This is a genomic window from Akkermansia sp. 54_46, assembly GCF_001917295.1.
Lineage (GTDB): Bacteria > Verrucomicrobiota > Verrucomicrobiia > Verrucomicrobiales > Akkermansiaceae > Akkermansia > Akkermansia muciniphila.
In genome coordinates this window covers 268552-286961 of sequence record NZ_MNUD01000033.1, presented here as the reverse complement: position 1 = coordinate 286961, position 18410 = coordinate 268552, and the positions used below count along the sequence as shown (strand labels likewise).

At 55.7% G+C, this 18410-nt stretch carries 15 protein-coding genes; 11 read left to right on the top strand and 4 right to left on the bottom strand.

What is annotated here, in order from left to right; translation table 11 throughout:
* Window positions 1–25: 25 nt before the first annotated feature.
* Window positions 26–346 (bottom strand): helix-turn-helix domain-containing protein, encoded by a 321-nt coding sequence (locus BHW66_RS08520; RefSeq protein WP_012419850.1) that lies wholly within the window; start codon window positions 344–346, stop codon window positions 26–28.
* 123 nt (window positions 347–469) lie between these two features.
* On the opposite strand from BHW66_RS08520, the gene BHW66_RS08515 reads away from it, so the two are divergent.
* The gene (locus BHW66_RS08515) at window positions 470–907 is read left to right on the top strand and encodes a cupin domain-containing protein (RefSeq protein WP_046436420.1); all 438 of its coding nucleotides are present in this window, start codon (window positions 470–472) and stop codon (window positions 905–907) included.
* Window positions 908–1372: 465 nt separating this feature from the next.
* Here BHW66_RS08515 and nifJ read toward each other — a convergent pair whose 3' ends face one another.
* The gene (nifJ, locus tag BHW66_RS08510; protein WP_094140598.1) at window positions 1373–4951 is read right to left on the bottom strand and encodes a pyruvate:ferredoxin (flavodoxin) oxidoreductase; all 3579 of its coding nucleotides are present in this window, start codon (window positions 4949–4951) and stop codon (window positions 1373–1375) included.
* 345 nt (window positions 4952–5296) lie between these two features.
* Here nifJ and lysS point away from each other — a divergent pair, with 345 nt between their 5' ends.
* From lysS to BHW66_RS08460, 10 genes are all read left to right on the top strand, one after another.
* Window positions 5297–6778 carry a lysine--tRNA ligase gene (gene lysS / locus BHW66_RS08505; protein WP_022198152.1) on the top strand — a complete coding sequence of 494 codons (1482 nt, stop codon included), beginning with the start codon at window positions 5297–5299 and terminating at the stop codon, window positions 6776–6778.
* 17 nt (window positions 6779–6795) lie between these two features.
* A complete protein-coding gene (locus tag BHW66_RS08500; RefSeq protein ID WP_022198151.1) occupies window positions 6796–7581 on the top strand; it encodes a protein phosphatase 2C domain-containing protein in 786 nt (261 codons plus the stop codon).
* A 252-nt stretch (window positions 7582–7833) separates the two neighbouring features.
* Window positions 7834–8478 carry a glycerol-3-phosphate 1-O-acyltransferase PlsY gene (gene plsY, locus BHW66_RS08495; protein ID WP_012419845.1) on the top strand — a complete coding sequence of 215 codons (645 nt, stop codon included), beginning with the start codon at window positions 7834–7836 and terminating at the stop codon, window positions 8476–8478.
* A gap of 1 nt (window position 8479) precedes the next feature.
* Window positions 8480–9490 carry an NAD(P)H-dependent glycerol-3-phosphate dehydrogenase gene (locus BHW66_RS08490; RefSeq protein ID WP_046436431.1) on the top strand — a complete coding sequence of 337 codons (1011 nt, stop codon included), beginning with the start codon at window positions 8480–8482 and terminating at the stop codon, window positions 9488–9490.
* 57 nt (window positions 9491–9547) lie between these two features.
* Window positions 9548–9982, top strand: a complete 435-nt coding sequence (locus tag BHW66_RS08485) for an exosortase system-associated protein, TIGR04073 family (RefSeq protein ID WP_046436432.1) — start codon at window positions 9548–9550, stop codon at window positions 9980–9982.
* Between the two features lie 141 nt (window positions 9983–10123).
* Window positions 10124–10942 (top strand): hypothetical protein, encoded by an 819-nt coding sequence (locus BHW66_RS08480; protein ID WP_046436434.1) that lies wholly within the window; start codon window positions 10124–10126, stop codon window positions 10940–10942.
* A gap of 71 nt (window positions 10943–11013) precedes the next feature.
* Window positions 11014–12075 (top strand): radical SAM protein, encoded by a 1062-nt coding sequence (locus BHW66_RS08475; RefSeq protein ID WP_046436436.1) that lies wholly within the window; start codon window positions 11014–11016, stop codon window positions 12073–12075.
* Window positions 12068–13315: a radical SAM protein gene (locus BHW66_RS08470; protein WP_046436438.1), complete on the top strand. Its 1248-nt coding sequence runs from the start codon at window positions 12068–12070 to the stop codon at window positions 13313–13315. The genes BHW66_RS08475 and BHW66_RS08470 overlap by 8 nt, the downstream gene beginning before the upstream one ends.
* Before the next feature lie 262 nt (window positions 13316–13577).
* On the top strand, window positions 13578–14867 hold the full coding sequence (locus BHW66_RS08465) for an aminotransferase class I/II-fold pyridoxal phosphate-dependent enzyme (protein WP_046436637.1): 1290 nt from the start codon (window positions 13578–13580) through the stop codon (window positions 14865–14867).
* A 479-nt stretch (window positions 14868–15346) separates the two neighbouring features.
* Window positions 15347–15808, top strand: a complete 462-nt coding sequence (locus tag BHW66_RS08460) for a PEP-CTERM sorting domain-containing protein (protein WP_237970439.1) — start codon at window positions 15347–15349, stop codon at window positions 15806–15808.
* 111 nt (window positions 15809–15919) lie between these two features.
* Here BHW66_RS08460 and BHW66_RS08455 read toward each other — a convergent pair whose 3' ends face one another.
* Window positions 15920–17455: a YifB family Mg chelatase-like AAA ATPase gene (locus tag BHW66_RS08455; protein WP_046436441.1), complete on the bottom strand. Its 1536-nt coding sequence runs from the start codon at window positions 17453–17455 to the stop codon at window positions 15920–15922.
* 74 nt (window positions 17456–17529) lie between these two features.
* A complete protein-coding gene (locus tag BHW66_RS08450; RefSeq protein ID WP_012419836.1) occupies window positions 17530–18405 on the bottom strand; it encodes a rhomboid family intramembrane serine protease in 876 nt (291 codons plus the stop codon).
* Between the last annotated feature and the right edge of the window lie 5 nt (window positions 18406–18410).

Here is an 18410-nt window from a genome sequence, read left to right as displayed (position 1 = left end):
GTTAAGCTCCGGAAAGGGGGGAGGATCAGCGGTTTTCTCTTTGGTATTTCGATCCCCATTCCGCCATGGAGGCCAGGACGGGGCGCAGACTGCGCCCCAGTTCCGTAAGAGTATATTCCACGCGCGGAGGTACTTCCGCATACACCTTTCGCGTAAGCAGGCCGTCCTTTTCCATAGAACGCAGGTTCGCAGTCAGAACTTTCTGCGTCACAGGCCCAATGGATTTGCGGAGTTCTCCAAACCGCCGGGTGCCTTCGAGCAGATCGCGGAGGATGAGCACTTTCCAGCGGGAGGAAATCAGTTGGAGAGTAGTTTCAACAGGGCATGATGAATTGTAGTAAGTCATTTAGTTTACGCAATGGTTTCTTTCAGGAATTCAGGTTACTATTTTCTGCCTACTTTACAGAAAGAATGTTGCCGCCTATTTTAATAGGTACTTGCCGTTACGGCAAGCAGAACAGATAATGCCATGAACAAGATCATCATTGCCAATTACAGGGAGACGGAGCCTCAGGTTATCAGCCGGGAGGGCAATTCCTTTGCGGTAAAGCCCGTCATTCGGGAAGCGGATGCCGGAAAATGTGCGGCCAGTTTCGTGGAAGTGGAGCCGGGGAGGTACGCCTATGGCTACCATTATCATGAAGTGAATGAAGAGGTATTTTACATCATTAGGGGCCATGCCGTTGTGCGTACGCCTGAGGGTGAAAAGAATTTAAAAGAGGGGGATGCGATTGTATTCCCCGCCAGCCCGGAGGGAGCGCATGTTATCCGCAACGGATCCGCTACGGAAAAGCTGGTCTATCTGGATGTGGGCACTCGCCTGACGCCTGATGTGGTGCACTTCCCGGATACGGCATCCGGAATGGTATATTTCTCCTCCGGTGTGCACCATTTTCGGGAATCTTGAAGCAGCATCCCTGTTTTAAAGCCTTTTTCCGGTTTTTCCACCGGCGCGGTCCGCAGGAAAGCGGGCCGCGCTCCTATGGGGAGGAAGGTGTGAGAAAACAGTATTCCCTTGGCCGCATGAGATGCCCGTCTTTACCTTGGACATGGCTGGCAGCAAAGGCTGCGGTTCCTTGAAGGCCTTCAAAACCTCCATGCGGAAATTAACCCGTATAAGGTGAGATATATTAAAACCCGGCCTTGCAGCAAGGTGTGCCCCTTTTTTGTGCTGCGGGGGAAGGATGAATTCTCCGGTTTTCAGAAAGGGAAAGTACTGGCGCAGGAAGCCTGCTTGCGTGGCTGTATGGCGGGGCGGAAAGGCAGTCCCCTCCCCGAAATATTCATGGTTTGTTTTTCATGAAATCCGGCAGTAAAAAACGCCCCTGCCGGATAAGCCGGACAGGGGCGTTGAAATTAAGCGGCCTGTACCTTATTCCGCAGGTTTGTCGGAACCCATGCCGGCAATGCTTTGGTACAGGTTCCAGCGGTGCCAGACATCCTTCTGGGCTTCTTCAAGGAGTTTTTCGAATCCTTCCTTATTGGTCTTCGCCAGAAGCTTGAAGCGGTTTTCGCTGAGCAGCACATCGCGCAGATCGCCTTTCGGGCCTTTGCCTTCCACAATCAGCGGATTCTTGCCCTGGCGGGCCAGGTCCGGATTATAGCGGTAAAGCAGGACTCGGCCGGAATCCACCCATGCCTTCTGCTGCTGCAGGCCCTTGGCCATATTGATGCCGTGGGAGATGCAGTGGGAGTAGGCGATGATGAGAGCCGGGCCGTCATAGGCTTCCGCTTCCACAAAGGCTTTCAGCGTGTGTTCGTCCTTGGCGCCGAGAGCGACGGAGGCCACGTACACGTTGCCGTAAGTCATGGCCATGAGGCCCAGATCCTTTTTCACTCCGGGCTTGCCGGTCGTGGCGAATTTGGCTACTGCGGCGCGCGGGGTGGATTTGGAGCACTGGCCGCCGGTGTTGGAGTATACTTCCGTATCCATGACCAGCACCTTCACGTTCCGGCCGCTGGCCAGAATGTGGTCCAGGCCGCCGTAGCCGATGTCGTAGGCCCAGCCGTCGCCGCCCAGAATCCACACGCTCTTGCGGACAAGTTTATCCGCAAGGGCCAGGAGGCGCGCGTATTCCGGCTTGCCGGCGATTTTCTTCTTGAGTTCTTCAATGTTTTCACGCTGCTGGGCGATGTCTGCTTCATCCTTCTGCGGATTAGCCAGTATCCGATCCACCAGTTCCTGGCCCACGGCACCGGCAGCTTCATGAAGAAGCTCAATGGCGTGTTCCATCTGCTTGTCCAGGGAGACGCGGAAGCCAAGACCGAATTCGGCGTTGTCTTCAAACAGGGAGTTGGCCCAGGCGGGGCCGCGCCCTTCAGAGTCATGGGACCACGGGGTGGTGGGCAGGTTGCCGCCGTAAATGGAGGAGCAGCCCGTAGCATTGGCGACCACCAGGCGGTTGCCGAAGAGCTGGGAGAGCATTTTTACATACGGGGTTTCACCGCAGCCGGCACAGGCGCCGGAGAATTCGAACAGCGGGCGCAGCACCTGCATGGAGCGGATGTTGTCCGTTCTTACCTTGGTGCGGTCCACGTCCGGAAGGCTCAGGAAGAAATTCCAATTGGCTTCTTCCTTGTCGTGAATCTTCCCGGCCGGGACCATGGTCAGGGCCTTGTGCGTCGGGTCCGTCTTGCTCTTGGCCGGGCAGACGTCCGCGCAGAGCGTACAGCCCGTACAGTCGTTCGGGGAAATCTGGATGACGAATTTCTCTCCCTTCCAGTCCGGATGCTTGGCATCCAGGCATTCAAACCCTTCCGGAGCGTTTGCAAGAGCATCAGGAGAGAAGAATTTGCTACGGATAACCGCGTGCGGGCAGACGGCGGTACACTTGCCGCACTGGATGCAGAGGGTCGGATCCCATTCCGGCAGATCCAGGGCCAGATTGCGTTTTTCGTACTGGGACGTTCCGTTCGGGAATGTGCCGTCCACGGGCATTTGGCTGACCGGGATGCTGTCGCCTTCACCGCACATCATCTTGCCAAGGACGTTTTGTACGTAGTCCGGAGCGTCCGGGGACATGGCGGGCGGAATGGCGTGTCCGTTTACAGTTTTTCCGGTTGTGTCCACCTGGTGCAGGTTTTCCAGCGTGGCGTCCACGGCGGCGATGTTTTTGTCCACCACTTCCTGGCCCTTCTTGGCGTAGGTTTTGGCAATGGCCTTCTTGATGTAGCCGATGGCTTCATCCGCGGGAATCACGCTGGCCAGCTTGAAGAAGCAGGTCTGCATAATCATATTGATGCGGCCGCCCATGCCCGTTTTGCGGGCCACGGCAAAAGCGTCAATCGTGTAGAGCTTGATGTTCTTGTCCAGAATCTGCTGCTGCATGCGGGCGGGCAGCGTGTCCCAGAGCTTGTCCGCCGGGTGCGGGCTGTTCATCAGGAAAGTGGCGCCGTTGGCGGCATTCTTCAGGAAGTCGAACAAATCCAGCAGGGAAGGCTGGTGCAGGGCCAGGAAGTTTGCCTTGGTGATCAGGTATGTGGATTTGATCGGACGGGGACCGAAGCGCAGGTGGGAAATGGTGGAGGACCCCGATTTCTTGGAGTCATACACGAAGTAGCCCTGCACATACAGGTTCGTATGCTGGCCGATGATCTTGATGGCATCCTTATTGGCGCCCACGGTGCCGTCGGAGCCGAGGCCGAAGAACATGGCCCGCGTCACGTCGTCCGCTTCCGTGGAATAATCTTCATCATACGGGAGGCTGGTGCCCAGTACGTCGTCGTTAATGCCGATGGTGAAATGATTCTTGGGAGTGTCCAGAGCCAGGTTGTCATAGACGCCCTTGACCATGGCGGGGGTGAATTCCTTGGAGGAGAGGCCGTAGCGTCCGCCTACCACCTTGGGCATGCCGTTGGTGAAGGGCAGCGTGCCGTTGGCCTGGGCGTCGAAGAGGGCCTGGATGATGTCCTGGTGGAGCGGTTCTCCTTGGGAGCCGGGTTCCTTGGTGCGGTCCAGCACGGCGATTTTCCTGACCGTAGCGGGTAGGGCCTTGACGAGTTCGGCGGCGGGGAATGGGCGGAACAGGCGCACCTTCAGCACGCCTACCTTGGCGTTTTCCCGGGTCATCATGGCTTCTACCGTTTCTTCCACAGCTTCAGCGCCGGATCCCATCAGGATAATGACGCGTTCGGCGTCCGGAGCGCCGGTGTAATCCACCAGATGGTAGGAACGGCCGGTAAGTTCCGCGAATTTGTCCATGGCGTTCTGGACAATAGCCGGAGTGGCTTCATAGAAACGGTTGACCGTTTCACGTCCCTGGAAGTAAACGTCCGGGTTCTGGGCAGTGCCGCGCAGAACGGGAGCATCAGGAGTCAGGGCTCGTTCCCGGAAGGAATCCAGCCATTCCTGCTTAATCATGCCGTTCAGGGTATCGTCCGTGATGTCTGCAATCTTGCCGATTTCGTGGGACGTGCGGAACCCGTCAAAGAAATTGATGAAAGGAATGCGGGATTCCAGTGTAGCGGCGTGGGAAATAGCGGCGAAGTCCGCAGCTTCCTGAGTGGAGGAGCCGCACAGCATGGCCCATCCGCAGGAGCGGGCGCTCATCACGTCGCTGTGGTCGCCAAAAATGGAAAGGGCCTGGTAAGCCAGGGACCGGGCGGCTACGTGGAACACGGCGGGAGTCAGTTCCCCTGCGATTTTGAACATGTTCGGGATCATCAGCAGGAGCCCCTGGGATGCGGTGAACGTAGTTGCAAGCGCTCCGGTCTGGAGGGCGCCGTGAACGGTGCCTGCCGCGCCGCCTTCACTCTGCATTTCCACTACGGAGGGAACGGTGCCCCACAGGTTCTTCCTGTTGACAGCGGCCCAGCTTTCAGCTGATTCACCCATCGGAGAAGATGGTGTAATGGGGTAAATGGCAATGACTTCAGAAAAACGATAGGCTACGGAGGCTACGGCTTCGTTAGCGTCAATCGTGCTGTAAGTTACGGTTGTCTGATCACTCATAAGTCTGCACGGATAGTATATAATTGATAAATAAGGTGCGTCTTAACGGGAACATTTATAACATGTCTGGTGCCAAAGGTAAAAGCAATTATGCGTATGTGGGGATTTGCCGGCCATTTTTTAATAATAAGACCAGTTTTGTTTCAATTCCTTTGAATATCGTGCTTTATGTGGTTCTGTCCAGGCTTTTTGCAAAATGGCCGGAATACTGGGGCATGTTCCGGCGTCCGGCTTCCGAAAAAGGGGGGGGAGGAACCTTCGGGTCAAAACCGGCCGCCAAAAATGTCCCCTCTGCCTGACAATGCGCTAGCCAAAACGGAAGCAAGCCTTTAGAATCCCCGCACTATGTCCGAACAACAGCAGGCACATCCGACTACGACGGAATCCGAACTTATTGCCGTGCGCCGCGACAAGCTCGCCAAAATCCGTGAGCTGGGAATTGACCCCTACGGCGCAAGATTTGACGTGACCACCACTCCCGCCGGATTGAAAGCCGATTTCCAGGAAGACAAACAGGTAGCCGTCGCCGGCCGCCTTCTGGCTATTCGCGACATGGGCAAATCCCAGTTTTTCGTCATTGGGGACGTACGGGGAAAAATCCAGGGGTTCCTGCATAAAAATGAGGTGGATGAAACCACCTGGAAGCTTTGGAAGCTCCTGGACCGCGGGGACTGGGTCGGCATCAGGGGAACCACGTTCCTGACCCGTACCGGAGAACCTACCGTAAAGGTATCCGGACTGACCATTCTTTCCAAAAGCCTCCGCCCCCTGCCGGACAAGTGGCACGGGCTGGCGGACAAGGAGGTGACCTACCGCAAGCGCCACCTGGACCTCATTTCCAATGAGGAAAGCGCCTCCCTGTTCGTGACGCGCTCCCTCATGATTGCGGAAATCCGCCGCTTTCTCCAGGAACGCGGTTATCTGGAAGTGGAAACCCCCATGCTTCAGGATGTGGCCGGTGGGGCCGCCGCCAAGCCGTTTGAAACGTACCATAACGCGCTGGATATGCCGCTGACGCTGCGCATTGCCCCGGAGCTTTTCCTCAAACGCCTGATGGTGGGCGGCTTCACGAAAATTTTCGAACTCAACCGCAGCTTCCGCAATGAAGGAATTGACCGCCGCCACAACCCGGAATTCACCATGCTGGAAGCCTATTGCGCCTGCGGTGATTTTGAAACCATGGCGAATATGGTGGAGGAGCTCATCTGCCATCTGGCGGAAAAATTCTGCGGCGGCCTTCAGATTGACCACAAGGACGCTGAAGGCAATGTTCTTTACACAATCGACCTCAGCCGTCCCTGGAAACGCGCCGACTACCAGGACCTGATCCGGGGCGTGGCAGGGGAAGACTGGTTTGACATTTCCCCCGAAGCGCGCCGCGCCCGCTGTGAAGAGCTGGGAGTGGAAATCAGCCCGGATATGAAAGATGTGGATGTTTCCCAGCAGGTGTATGAAAAACTGGTGGAGGAAAAGACCATGAACCCCTGCTTTGTTACCCACGTGGCCAAGGACTTGGTTCCCCTGGCCAAGCTGAACCGGGAAAATCCGGACGTAGTGGATGTATATGAACTGGTGATCAACGGGCAGGAAATTTCCCCCGGCTATTCGGAATTGAACGATCCTGACGTGCAAAAGGAACGCCTGGAGCACCAGGCTGCCGGGGAGACCCAGCGTGTGGACTATGATTTCATTGAAACGCTGGAATACGGAATGCCCTCCGCAGGCGGCATCGGCATCGGCATCGACCGCGTCGTCATGATGCTGACGGGGGCCTCTTCCATCCGTGACGTGCTGCTCTTCCCGCAGTTGAAACGTAAGGACAGTTAATCCGAACCACCGGCCGCATGGCTCCCCGCACCCCGGATATTCTGGACTGCGCTTCCGCCCAATGGATCGGCAAACGCCGCGAGCAGGAAGACGTGGTTAAAAGTCTTCCCGCCGCCGGCGGGATGCTGGGCATCGTGTGCGACGGCATGGGAGGGCATCTTCGCGGAGATTGCGCCTCCTGTGTGGTGGCGCAGGAATTTGCTGCGGTATTTGCGGAAAGCGGCATCGAGGATATCCCGGAACGTTTAACGGCGGCTTTGCATGCTGCCAACAGGGCGTTGGCCGCCATTCAGAAGGAACCGGAGGAATCCGGAACCACATTGCTGGCCGTCTTCATCCGCGACCATTTCCTGTGGTGGATCAGCGTGGGAGACTCCCCCCTGTATTTATGGAGCGGAGCGGACAGCTTTCGCATGGACCGTCTGAATGAAGACCATTCCATGAGACCGATTGCGGATTGCCTTTACCGGAAGGGGAAAATGTCACTTCAGGGTGCGCTTCGGCAGCGTTGCATTCTCCGTTCCGCCGTTATGGGCGGTCCCATGGAACTGGTGGACATCAGCGCCATGCCCCTGCTCCTGCATCCGGGAGATGCGGTGCTGGCATGCTCGGATGGCTTGCAGGTTTGGAGCGAGCTGTTGAGAGAACCTTCTTTCCTGGCTCTTCAAAAGGCCAGGGATTGTTCCAGCAGGGAGCTGGTGGGGATCATTATGGAACAGGTGAAGGATATGCTGGAGCCCCAGCAGGATAATGCCTCCGTCTGGGCTGCCGTCATGCGGAAACCCTGCGAGGGCGGTAAATAAGCTTATTCCGGCGAAGGAAGTGCGGGAGCATGGTTCTGGGCGGGCGGGAAAATGTTCGCGCTGTTCTTATTGCGCCTTAAACAGGGCTTTTCCGCAGACCGGGGCACGGAGAGCCTTGAAAATGAGGATCTGGAGGAGGCTGTCAGGTATGGTGTTCTTTTACGGGAGCAACCCCTCCGGAAAGAACCGGGCCGGAGGTGATTTCCCCATTGTCATTTGACCGGCGGGGGATTAAAATGCACTCCGCACAACATGATTGCCTGGATAGTTTTCTATTACCTGATCGGAGCGATTCCGTTCGGCTACCTTGCCGGCAGAATCAGAGGGATTGACCTGAGGCAGCAGGGTTCCCGCAACATAGGCGCTACCAATGCGTGGCGCGTACTGGGCTGGAAGTGGGGCCTTTCCGTTTTCATTCTGGACTTCTTAAAGGGGTTCATCCCTGTGTTCGGCGCCTTGAACTGGCTGCCGTTCCTGACGGGGGATGCGGGCGGCTGGGATTTCAATGTCTTGGTAGTTCTCTCCTGTTTCGCTGTTATACTCGGTCATACTTACACCTGTTTCCTGGGATTCAGGGGAGGAAAAGGCGTAGCGACAACCGCGGGGGTTTTATTTGCCCTCAATCCGGTGGTGGCTTGCGTAGCTCTGGCTTCTTGGCTGGTGGTTATGGGAATCTCCGGCATCGTGTCCCTGGCCAGCCTGGTGGCCGCTGTGGTGATGATCGCCGCCGGATGGTGGATTTATCCGCTTTGCCAGGACGGGGATGTCTCCCCCCAGATACTTTACGTCGCCTTTTTCACGGTGGTAGGCGCACTGGTGATTCTCAAGCACCGTTCCAATATCGCAAGGCTTCTCAACGGAACGGAGCACTCCTTCTATTCCAAAAAGTCCAAGTAAGATGATGAATCGGTTACATAAAATAGCAGTCATTGGAGCCGGTTCCTGGGGCACGGCCCTCTCCATGGTTCTGGCGACCCGGGAATGTGAAGTCGTCCTGTGGACGCCGGAAGAGGCTCAGGCCAGGCAGCTTGCCGAAACAAGACGCAGCCCCGTCCTTTCGAAAACCGCCCTTCCCCTGGCCCCCAATATCCATCCTACTTGCGATCTGGGCCAGGTGAAGGATGCGGAACTCATTGTAGTAGTGGTACCTTCCGTGGCCATGCGTTCCGTGGCCCAGCGGCTGCGCAGCCTGCCGGTGCAGCCGGATGCCGTCATTGTCTCCTGCACCAAGGGCATTGAACAGGGAACCCATAAAAGAATGACGGAAATCCTTCAGGAATATCTGCCCTCCAACCCCATAGGCGTGCTTTCCGGTCCCAATCATGCGGAAGATATCTGCCTGGGCCTTCCGTCCGCCTCCCTGATTGGATTTGAAGATCCGAAGTATGCGGATTGGGTGCAGCAGATATTTGCATCCAAAACCTTCCGTGTTTATTCCGCTACGGACATTATCGGCATGCAGCTGGGCGGAACCATTAAGAACGTCTTTGCCATCGGGGCCGGCTTATGCGAAGGGCTGAACCTGGGGGATAACGCCCAGGCCGCTTTGCTGACCCGCGGCCTGGCGGAAATGACGCGCATCGGCGTGGCCAGCGGAGGCCGCAGGGAAACCTTCATGGGCCTTTCCGGAGTAGGCGATTTGATTGTTACCTGCTATTCCCGCCACTCCCGCAACCAGACGGTGGGGCGGAGGCTGGCGGAAGGGAAAAGCCTCCAGGAAATCCTGGATACTCTGGGAATGGTGGCGGAAGGGGTGCCCAACACGCTTTCCGTCTATGAAATTGCACGGGAGCTGGATGTGAGGACGCCCCTGATTGACGCCGTTTATTCCGTTCTTTATGAGTCCAAACCTCCTATGGAAGCACTTGCGGAACTCATGACGCGTGACCCCCGGCCGGAGTCAGATTGATTTTCTGTTTTTTTGAGTTGCTTTTCCTCGACAAATTATACTATATAAACAATCAGTATGAAACGTGCCATCATCTCAGCTCTTTTTGCCGCCGGCGTCCTTGGCGTCGCCAGTGCGGACATTCAGGCTCCCCCCGCTTCCGAATACACCCCCACCCGCAAGCTGGGCCGCGCCATCGCCAACCTTATTTATTCCGTTGAAGAAATCCCGCTGGGAATCATCAACTGGACGAGCCGCGAGGGGGATTATGCCGGTTTTTCCGTAGGCATTGTTGATGGCACCGCGACCATGTTTGAGCGCATGGGCTACGGAATCTATGAACTTGTCACCTTCTGGGCTCCCACTTACAAATGCACGTACAAGCCTCCTTATCAGGGACGTTGCGGCATGAGCGGCCTTAAGGAATACAATCCCAATGGCGGTCTGAGCGAATTCCCTGCGGAACTCGGCTTCCAGAGCTACTACAAGTATTCACGCCAGCAGCGTGACTAAGGTCGGCCTGTTAAAAATTTCAAAAGGGCTGTCCGCTTGCTTGCGGACAGTCCTTTTTTCATACCGTGGCCCTGACAATAGCCGCCATTGACGGGGAAGGGAGGAAAACGTATTCTTCCATGCCGGAAAGGCTTCCATATCATGAATAAAACCGCTGCTTTCATTGGCTTGGGCGCTGCCGTTTGCATAACAGCTCCCTCATTTGCCCAGGACTCCCATCTTTCCCTGACCAGACAGAGCGTTGCCAGCATGCATGAAATTACGGCAGCCTTGGATAAGGTGACGGATGAACCCGGAGCTGCCGCTGCTGTGGAAACAGTTAAAAAAGTGCGCAAAAAACTGCTGGATCTTGGAAAAAGGCAGCTGGAACTTCCCGGTGCCACACTCCAGGAGCAGGCTCAGGTTTCTGCCCAGATGACGGAAGTGCAGAAAATTTCCGACGAATTGGTAAAATCCCTGGCCCGTTTAAAAAAGGAAGGACTGCTTACGCCCGATTTGCAAAAAGCCCTGGCGGATTTGCGGTCTGTTCAGACGGAACTGGCGCAGGCTTCCCGGGACAAGGCTGAGCAGGCGGAGCCGTTCCCGGAGGATGCAGAGGGCAATACGCATGAAACCCTGCTGGTCAAAACTGTGGATGAAGTCAAAAAGCTTGATGATTCCCTGGCCAAGGTAAGGGATGAAGAAACCGGCAAGGCTGCTGTGGAACAGATAGGCCGTTACCGGGCGGCTTTGCTGGACGTTGCCAGGAAACAGGCCGCCCTGCCGCCCCTCACCCGCAACCAGCAGGCCAAGCTGATGGGAGTACAGCAGCAGCTTGTGGAAATGATGCAACCCATTGTCAAGCATGTGACGGCCATCATGCTTTCTCCGGATGCTTCCAAGAACCTGAAGGAAGCAGTGAATTCCCTTTCCGAATTACCTAAGGAAGTTCAGAAAATCCGTGAAGAGGCGGCTAAGTGAACTTTTTAAAGGATGCGTCCTTTTGGGCTGGTCAAAAAATTATAATTGTTCTAAATTGGCTGTCCTGAAAAATGCGCCCGGTTTTTAGTGAAACAGATCTCAATGAACGCCCCTTCCTGGTCTTCTGGGAAGTGACGCGCGCTTGCGCGCTTGCGTGCAGGCATTGCCGCGCTGTCGCCCAGCCGCGTCCGCACCCGGATGAATTGACTCATGAGGAGGCATTGCGCCTGATTGACCAGTTGGCGGAACTGCGGCCTCCCATGCTGGTGCTGACGGGCGGCGACCCGGTCATGAGGCCGGATATTCTGGAATTGGTCCGTGCGGCTTCCGGCAAAGGGCTGCATGTAGCATTGAGCCCGGCTGCTACCGCCCGGCTGCTGCACACGGATTTCCGTGCATTGAAAGAAGCTGGAGTCCAGAGCATGTCATTGAGCCTGGACGGCGCGCATGAGAGCACCCATGACGCCTTCCGCGGCGTCCCCCACACATATGAACGGACTCTCCGGGCTGCGGAAATGGCGAAGGAAGCCGGCATGCATTTGCAAATCAACACCACCATCACCAAGAGCACACTGGGCGAATTTGACGACTTTGTGGAGCTGATGAAAAGAATGAAGCCGGGCATGTGGAGCGTATTTCTTCTGGTGCCCACAGGCCGCGCCGCCATGGATGAAATGCCTGCGGCGGAAGAAGTGGAAGCCATCTGGAAGAAACTGAGCAGGATAAGCCATGAGGTATCCTTCGGCGTTAAAACTACGGAAGGGCACCATTATCGCCGCGTGGCGCTTCAGGAAGCCCGCGCTCAGGGAAGCAAGCCCGCCCGCCGCGCCATTCCCACCCGGGACGGCAAAGGCATTATGTTTATTTCCCATACCGGGGAAATCCAGCCCTCCGGTTTTCTTCCCATGACGGCAGGAAACGTCCGGACGGATGACCCTGGAGAAATCTACCGCACGCATCCTCTTTTCCTCAAGCTCCGGGATGACAACGCGTTGCAGGGCAAATGCGGGCGGTGTGAGTACCGTACTATCTGCGGAGGTTCCCGGTCCCGTGCTTATGCCGTTTACGGAGACATGATGGCGGAAGACAACCTCTGCCCTTATCAGCCCAGGCTTTCACAACACCATGATTAATATTACCAGACTTTGGACAGGGGCGGAACAGCCCGCGGACCATTTGAGATACGGGCAGGGCCACGGGCACGGCCGTTTTGCAGGGGGCGCCGCGGAATCCTGTGCGCCGGCTTCGTCCCGTATGCGCAAGCCCATTGTGGTCTGGAACATTACACGCACCTGCAATCTCAAATGCGTACACTGTTATGCGGATGCTTCTGCCCGGAAATTTAAGGGAGAGCTGGATTGGGAGCAGTGTTGCGCAGTCATTGATGATTTGGCGGACTACAAGGTGAACGCCCTCCTTTTTTCAGGAGGGGAGCCGCTGGTGCATCCTCGTTTTATGGAACTGCTGGAACGTGCCACCGGGAAAGGGCTGAAAGTGACCATTTCCACAAACGGTACCCGCATCACGCCGGAAGCTGCAGCGCGGTTCAAGGAACTGGGCGTGGCGTACGTAGGCATTTCCCTGGACGGCATTGGCGCTGTTCATGACAAATTCCGCGGTGTGGAAGGTTCTTTTGAGCAGGCGGTGCGTGGGTTCAGGCTTTGCAGCGAAGTGGGGCAGAAGACGGGCCTGCGCCTGACGCTGACCCGCAACAATGTGCAGTGCATGGGCCAGATTTTGGACTTTATTGACGCCAACGACATCCAGCGCGTCTGTTTTTACCATCTGGTTCCCACTGGCCGCGGTGTGGAAGTGCAGACCCTGACTCAGGAAGAAGCGCGGAATGCCATGGATACGCTGATTGCCCGTGTGGAGGAATGGAAAGCGGAGGGAAAAAACCGTGAGGTGCTGACTGTGACCCAGCCTGCGGACGGCATTTACCTGCTTCTGCGCCAGCTCCGGGAAGGTTCCCCCCTGGCGAAGGAAACCCTTGGCCTGCTCCAGTGGAATGGCGGCGGCGCGAACAGTTCCGGCCGGGGCATCGCCAACATTGACACGCAGGGAGCCGTGCATCCGGACCAGTTCTGGCAATCCGTTACTCTGGGTAACGTGAAGAGTGACCGGTTTTCCGATTTATGGGATGCCAGGGCCGGAGCTGCGGTGGAAATGCTGCCTGAGCTGCGCGGCTCTGACGACCCTCTGGAACGGCAGAAAAAAATTGAAGGCCGTTGCGGCCGCTGCGCTCATTTCGCCCTGTGCGGCGGAGGTTTCCGTACCCGTGCCGCGTTTGCCCATGGGCACTGGTACGGATCAGATCCCGGCTGCTATCTGACGGAAGAGGAAATTTCCACCCCCTTGCCGGAAATCAGGTAATGATGTCCCCGGCTTCATTCGCCGGAACACGGTTGCCTCCGGGAAAGGGTGATTGGCGGAATTGCCGTCTCATTCTATCGTGGGAGTCTCCCGCACGCAGGTAAAACGCCCCTGTCTTTGCAGCTGATTTACCGGGAACAGGGGGGGGTGTGCAGGGAAAAACACAGGTGCGTGTTTCGGCGGGGAATGGGGCGAATTTGTCCATATGTCTGGTTTTCCCTGCTTTACAAGGCAGGCGGCATGGCATAGCATGCCCCGCATGATGAGTCAGGAATTGAGACCGGAGACCCTGTGCGTACAGGCGGGCTGGGCGCCTAAAAAGGGTGAACCCCGCGTATTGCCCATTTACCAGAGCACGACGTTCAAGTACGAAACCAGCGAACAAATGGCAAAGTTGTTTGATCTGGAAGAAGCCGGATTCTTTTATACGCGCCTCCAGAACCCCACCAATGAGGCGGTTGCCAGAAAAATTGCCGAACTGGAAGGCGGCGTGGCCGCCATCCTGACGTCTTCCGGCCAGGCGGCTTCCTTCTTTGCCGTTTTCAATATTTGCGAGGCTGGAGATCATATCGTCAGTGCTGCGGCCATTTACGGAGGCACATACAACCTTTTTGCCGTCACATTCCGGAAAATGGGCATTGAAGTCACTTTCGTGGACCAGGACGCCCCGCCGGAGGAAATCTCCAAAGCGTTCCGTCCCAACACGAAAGCTTTCTTTGCGGAAACTATTTCCAATCCCACGCTTTGCGTGCTGGATATCCGTAAAATGGCGGACATTGCCCATGCGCACGGCGTTCCCCTCATTGTGGACAATACCTTTGCCACTCCCATTAATTGCCGTCCGTTTGAATGGGGCGCGGATATCGTCACTCACTCCACCACCAAGTATATGGACGGTCATGCCGCCGCCGTAGGCGGCGTGATTGTGGACAGCGGCAACTTTGACTGGGAAGCGCACAAGGATCAGTTCCCGGGTTTGACTGAACCGGACCCCTCCTATCACGGGCTCTCCTACAGCAAAAGCTTCGGCAAGGGCGCCTACATCACCAAGGCGACTGTCCAGCTCATGCGCGACCTGGGTTCCATTCAGTCTCCGCAGAATGCCTTTTTGCTCAATCTGGGGCTGGAAACCCTCCATCTGCGCGTGCCGCGGCACTGTGAAAACGCGCAAAAAGTGGCGGAATTCCTGCAAGGGCAGGAAGATGTTGCCTGGATTAATTATCCGGGGCTTTCTTCCAATGAGTATTATGAATTGGCGCAGAAGCAATTCCGAGGTGGACAATCTTGTGGTGTGGTAACCTTCGGCATCAAGGGAGGCCGTGAACGTTCCATCAAGTTCATGGACAGTCTGAAACTGGCCGCTATCGTGACCCATGTGGCGGATTCCCGTACCTGCGTTCTCCATCCCGCCAGCCATACGCACCGCCAGTTGACGGATGAGCAGCTCATGGAGGCGGGCGTACGGCCTGACCTCATCCGGTTTTCCGTAGGGACGGAAGCTGCGGAAGACATTATTGCGGACCTCAAACAGGCTTTGGAAGCTATTCGTTAAAAAGTCTTCTTGGAAAAAGCCGCCTCACTTTGCTGAGGCGGCTTTTTCTTTATCATTAAGGATTGGATAAAGGGGACAGCGGATTGTTAATCCGCTCTTTTTCTTTCCGTAACATCATGGGGAAAACGCTGGACCTATTTTCTTCATGAATGGTTTACGATAACGTTCGATTCATAATAATGAATGATTTATGAAATAACATGCAGATGTTAGAATGGAAGAGGCGCAAGGATTAGTCTTTATAAAGTCCTTACATCAAAAAAGAAGTCCACTGCCGGAATACCGCTCTTTCAACTTTTTATGTTGACAACGGATTAACAATCCTCTAATCAATGCAAAGCGTATCACAGACCGCCACTATGGCGAGAACATCGGGGCAACAGCTTCTGGACAAAGTAAAGGATCTGCAAAATGGAATATATGCCGGCGGCAATAACAACTCCATTTCAAATTGGGGTATAAATAATGAAGGCACTTGGGTGAATGAGAACAATGTAGGAACTATTACATTATGCGGACGCTCCGGAGTTAGCGGGGATTCCTTTGCCATGGTTCTTGGAGGGCCGCAGCAGGGTGATTCCGTTTCTTCCATTACATTTTCCTGCAATACTCCTTCTTCTGTAATCAGCAGTTATTCCATGGTGCTTGCCGTATATGATTCAACCGGCACTTTGGTTGAGGAACTTTCCAAGATACAGGACTTTTCGTTTACCTCTACATCGGAAACAACGACAATTTCCCTGGATATGTCGGCGGCTCCCCTTACCTGGGAGGAAGGTTATAAGGTAGTTGCCGGAGTACGCGGTGGTGCTGGAAGCGCTACTTCCGCTTATACAATTACAGGTATACAGGTTTCCTATGAAACGGTTCCCGAGCCTGCCGCAGCGTCTTTGGGCCTGCTGGGCCTGGGAGCTATGCTGCTGCGCCGCAGACGCTCGTAGTAAAACTTTCGTTATTAGGGAGGCAGCTGAAAAGCTGCCTCTTTTTTATTTTCCGCACGGGAATATATTTTTTCGTTTTGAATCGCCGCGCAAGAAAAGGGGTTAATGATGTTAATCCCTTAGCGATTGCTCGAAAGACCGGTACTGCACGGCTTCGTACAGATGTTTATCCTGAATGTCAGAAGTTCCTTCCAAATCCGCTATGGTTCGGGCCACCTTTAAAATGCGGTCGTAGGCTCTGGCGGAAAGAGCCAGTTCTTCCACGGCACGGAGCAGGATGGCCCGCCCTTCCGGCAACAGGCGGCAGTATTTCTGGAGCGCTTTTCCGGAAAGGGCCGCATTATTACGGAAGGGCGTTCCTGCGTATCTGCTGGATTGGAGCCGCCGTGCGGTTACCACGCGTTCCCGGATACTGGCGGAACATTCTCCGGCAGGTGAGGAAGCCAGAATGGAGGGATCCACGGCGGGAACTTCCATCAGCAGGTCAAACCGGTCCAGAAGCGGGCCTGAGATCTTACGGCGGTAGCGCGCGATCTGCGCCGGGGGGCAGGTGCAGGCTCTTCTTCTGTCTCCCAGATAACCGCAGGGACACGGGTTCATGGCGGCTGCCAACATGAAACGGCACGGAAATGTCATGGTACCGGAAGCGCGGGAAATGACTACCTGGCCGGTTTCCAGCGGCTGCCGCAGGGTTTCCAGAGCGGCACGGCGGAATTCCGGCAATTCATCCAGAAAGAGGACACCGTTGTGGGCCAGGGATACTTCTCCCGGCGTGATATTTGTTCCTCCCCCCATCAGCCCGGCATCAGAAATGGTGTGGTGGGGGGCCCGGAACGGACGCTGGTCCACCAAACCGTTCCCCCGTTTCAACAGGCCGCATACGGAGTGGATTTTACTGGTTTCCAACGCTTCCTCCGGACTCAGCGGCGGGAGAATGGTAGGGAGCCTTTGCGCCAGCATGGATTTGCCGGAACCCGGAGAGCCGCAAAGCAGGATGTTATGGCCGCCTGCCGCCGCAATCTCCATGGCGCGGCGCGCATAAGGCTGCCCCTTGATTTCGTCAAAGTCCACAGCGGCGTCTTTATCCCGCGGAACGTGAATCTCTTGCCCTGAATCCGTAAATGGAGGCGGCAGGGTGCTGGAAGTAAGCAAATGCCAGGCTTCCCTCAGGGAAGAAACAGGATAAATTTCCACGCCCTGTACGGGCAGCCCTTCACAGGCGTTGGTGCGCGGCAACATGATGCGTCTCCTGCCCATGCGCCGCGCTTCCATGATTTGCGGCAGAATGCCTTGCACGGGGCGTACGGTTCCGTCCAGGGCCAGTTCTCCCACAATGCACCAGGCAGAAGCGTCCATCTCCTTTTCAGCCGCTCCCGCAACCATTCCCAGGGCGATGGGAAGGTCGAATCCGGGGCCCTGCTTCCTTAAATCCGCCGGAGCCAGATTAACGACGAAGATACCTTGCTGAAAGGGAAGGCCGCTGTTTTGTATGGCCGTGTCCACGCGCTGCCCGCTTTCTTTCACGGCCGCATCCGGAAGGCCGACAATAAAGGTGCGTTTTTCCGCCATGGGGCGGAAATCCACTTCCACCTCCACTTCTACGCCATCTACGCCCAGGACGGTAGAGGAATACAGTCGCGTCATCATTCGTCCATGCTAGGAAATGGATGACAGAAAAGAAAGGAAAATAACGAAAAATATAAAAATATCTAACAAATAGTTCAGCGCCGGGAAGCGCGCCGGAGAATTTCCCGTTCCTCCTCCGTCAGGCTGGACAGGCCGGATCTGGATATTTTTTCCATGATTTCATCCACCTCCTTTTCAGAGGGGTAAGCCTGTGCCGGGCGGCGGCTGGAAGGCTCAGGGGAATAGTGGGAAGAAGAGGCGGCTTTCCGTCTTGGGGAAGACATCTTTTCCTTCCATAAAATCAGCAATGTCAGAATAAATCCGGCGAACATGCCGCCCAGATGGCCGGCTTCCCCGCCCGCATTGTTCCATTGGAAGATAATGACGGCTGCGGCGACTCCGAGAACGGCCAGGGCAAACTGGCGCACGCTCAAATTAACCGGAGGAAACAGAAGCTGTACCCGGGCATGGGGAAAGAGCACCGCGCATGCGGCCATGATGCCGTAAATGGAACCTGAGGCCCCCACCATGGGAATGAAGCGCCATTCCGGATCAAAAAATCCCATGTACCCCAGCAGGGAGGAAAACAGGGCTGCAGCCACGCCGCAAAACAGGTAATACAGCAGGAAGCGCCAATGGCCGAAACGTTCTTCTACAACCGGGCCGAAAAACCACAGGGCAATCATGTTGAACATGATGTGCCCCAGATTGGCGTGAAGAAACTGATAGGTAAGCAACCGCCATAATTCCCCCTCGTGAAAGCACGTATATTCGCTGTAAGCTCCGTAAAGCTGGATCAAGTCCAAATGGACAGGCGGGTAAATATTCCTTGGGATGTCCACTTGGAAGAAGAATCCCAGGATAAAGATGACTACATTGAGCAGAATCAGCCAGTGCACCATGACGGCGCTGCGCTGGTCAAACAGATGATTCCGTACCGTATCTCCCCAGTTCTCGTTCTCCGCTCGCATATTAG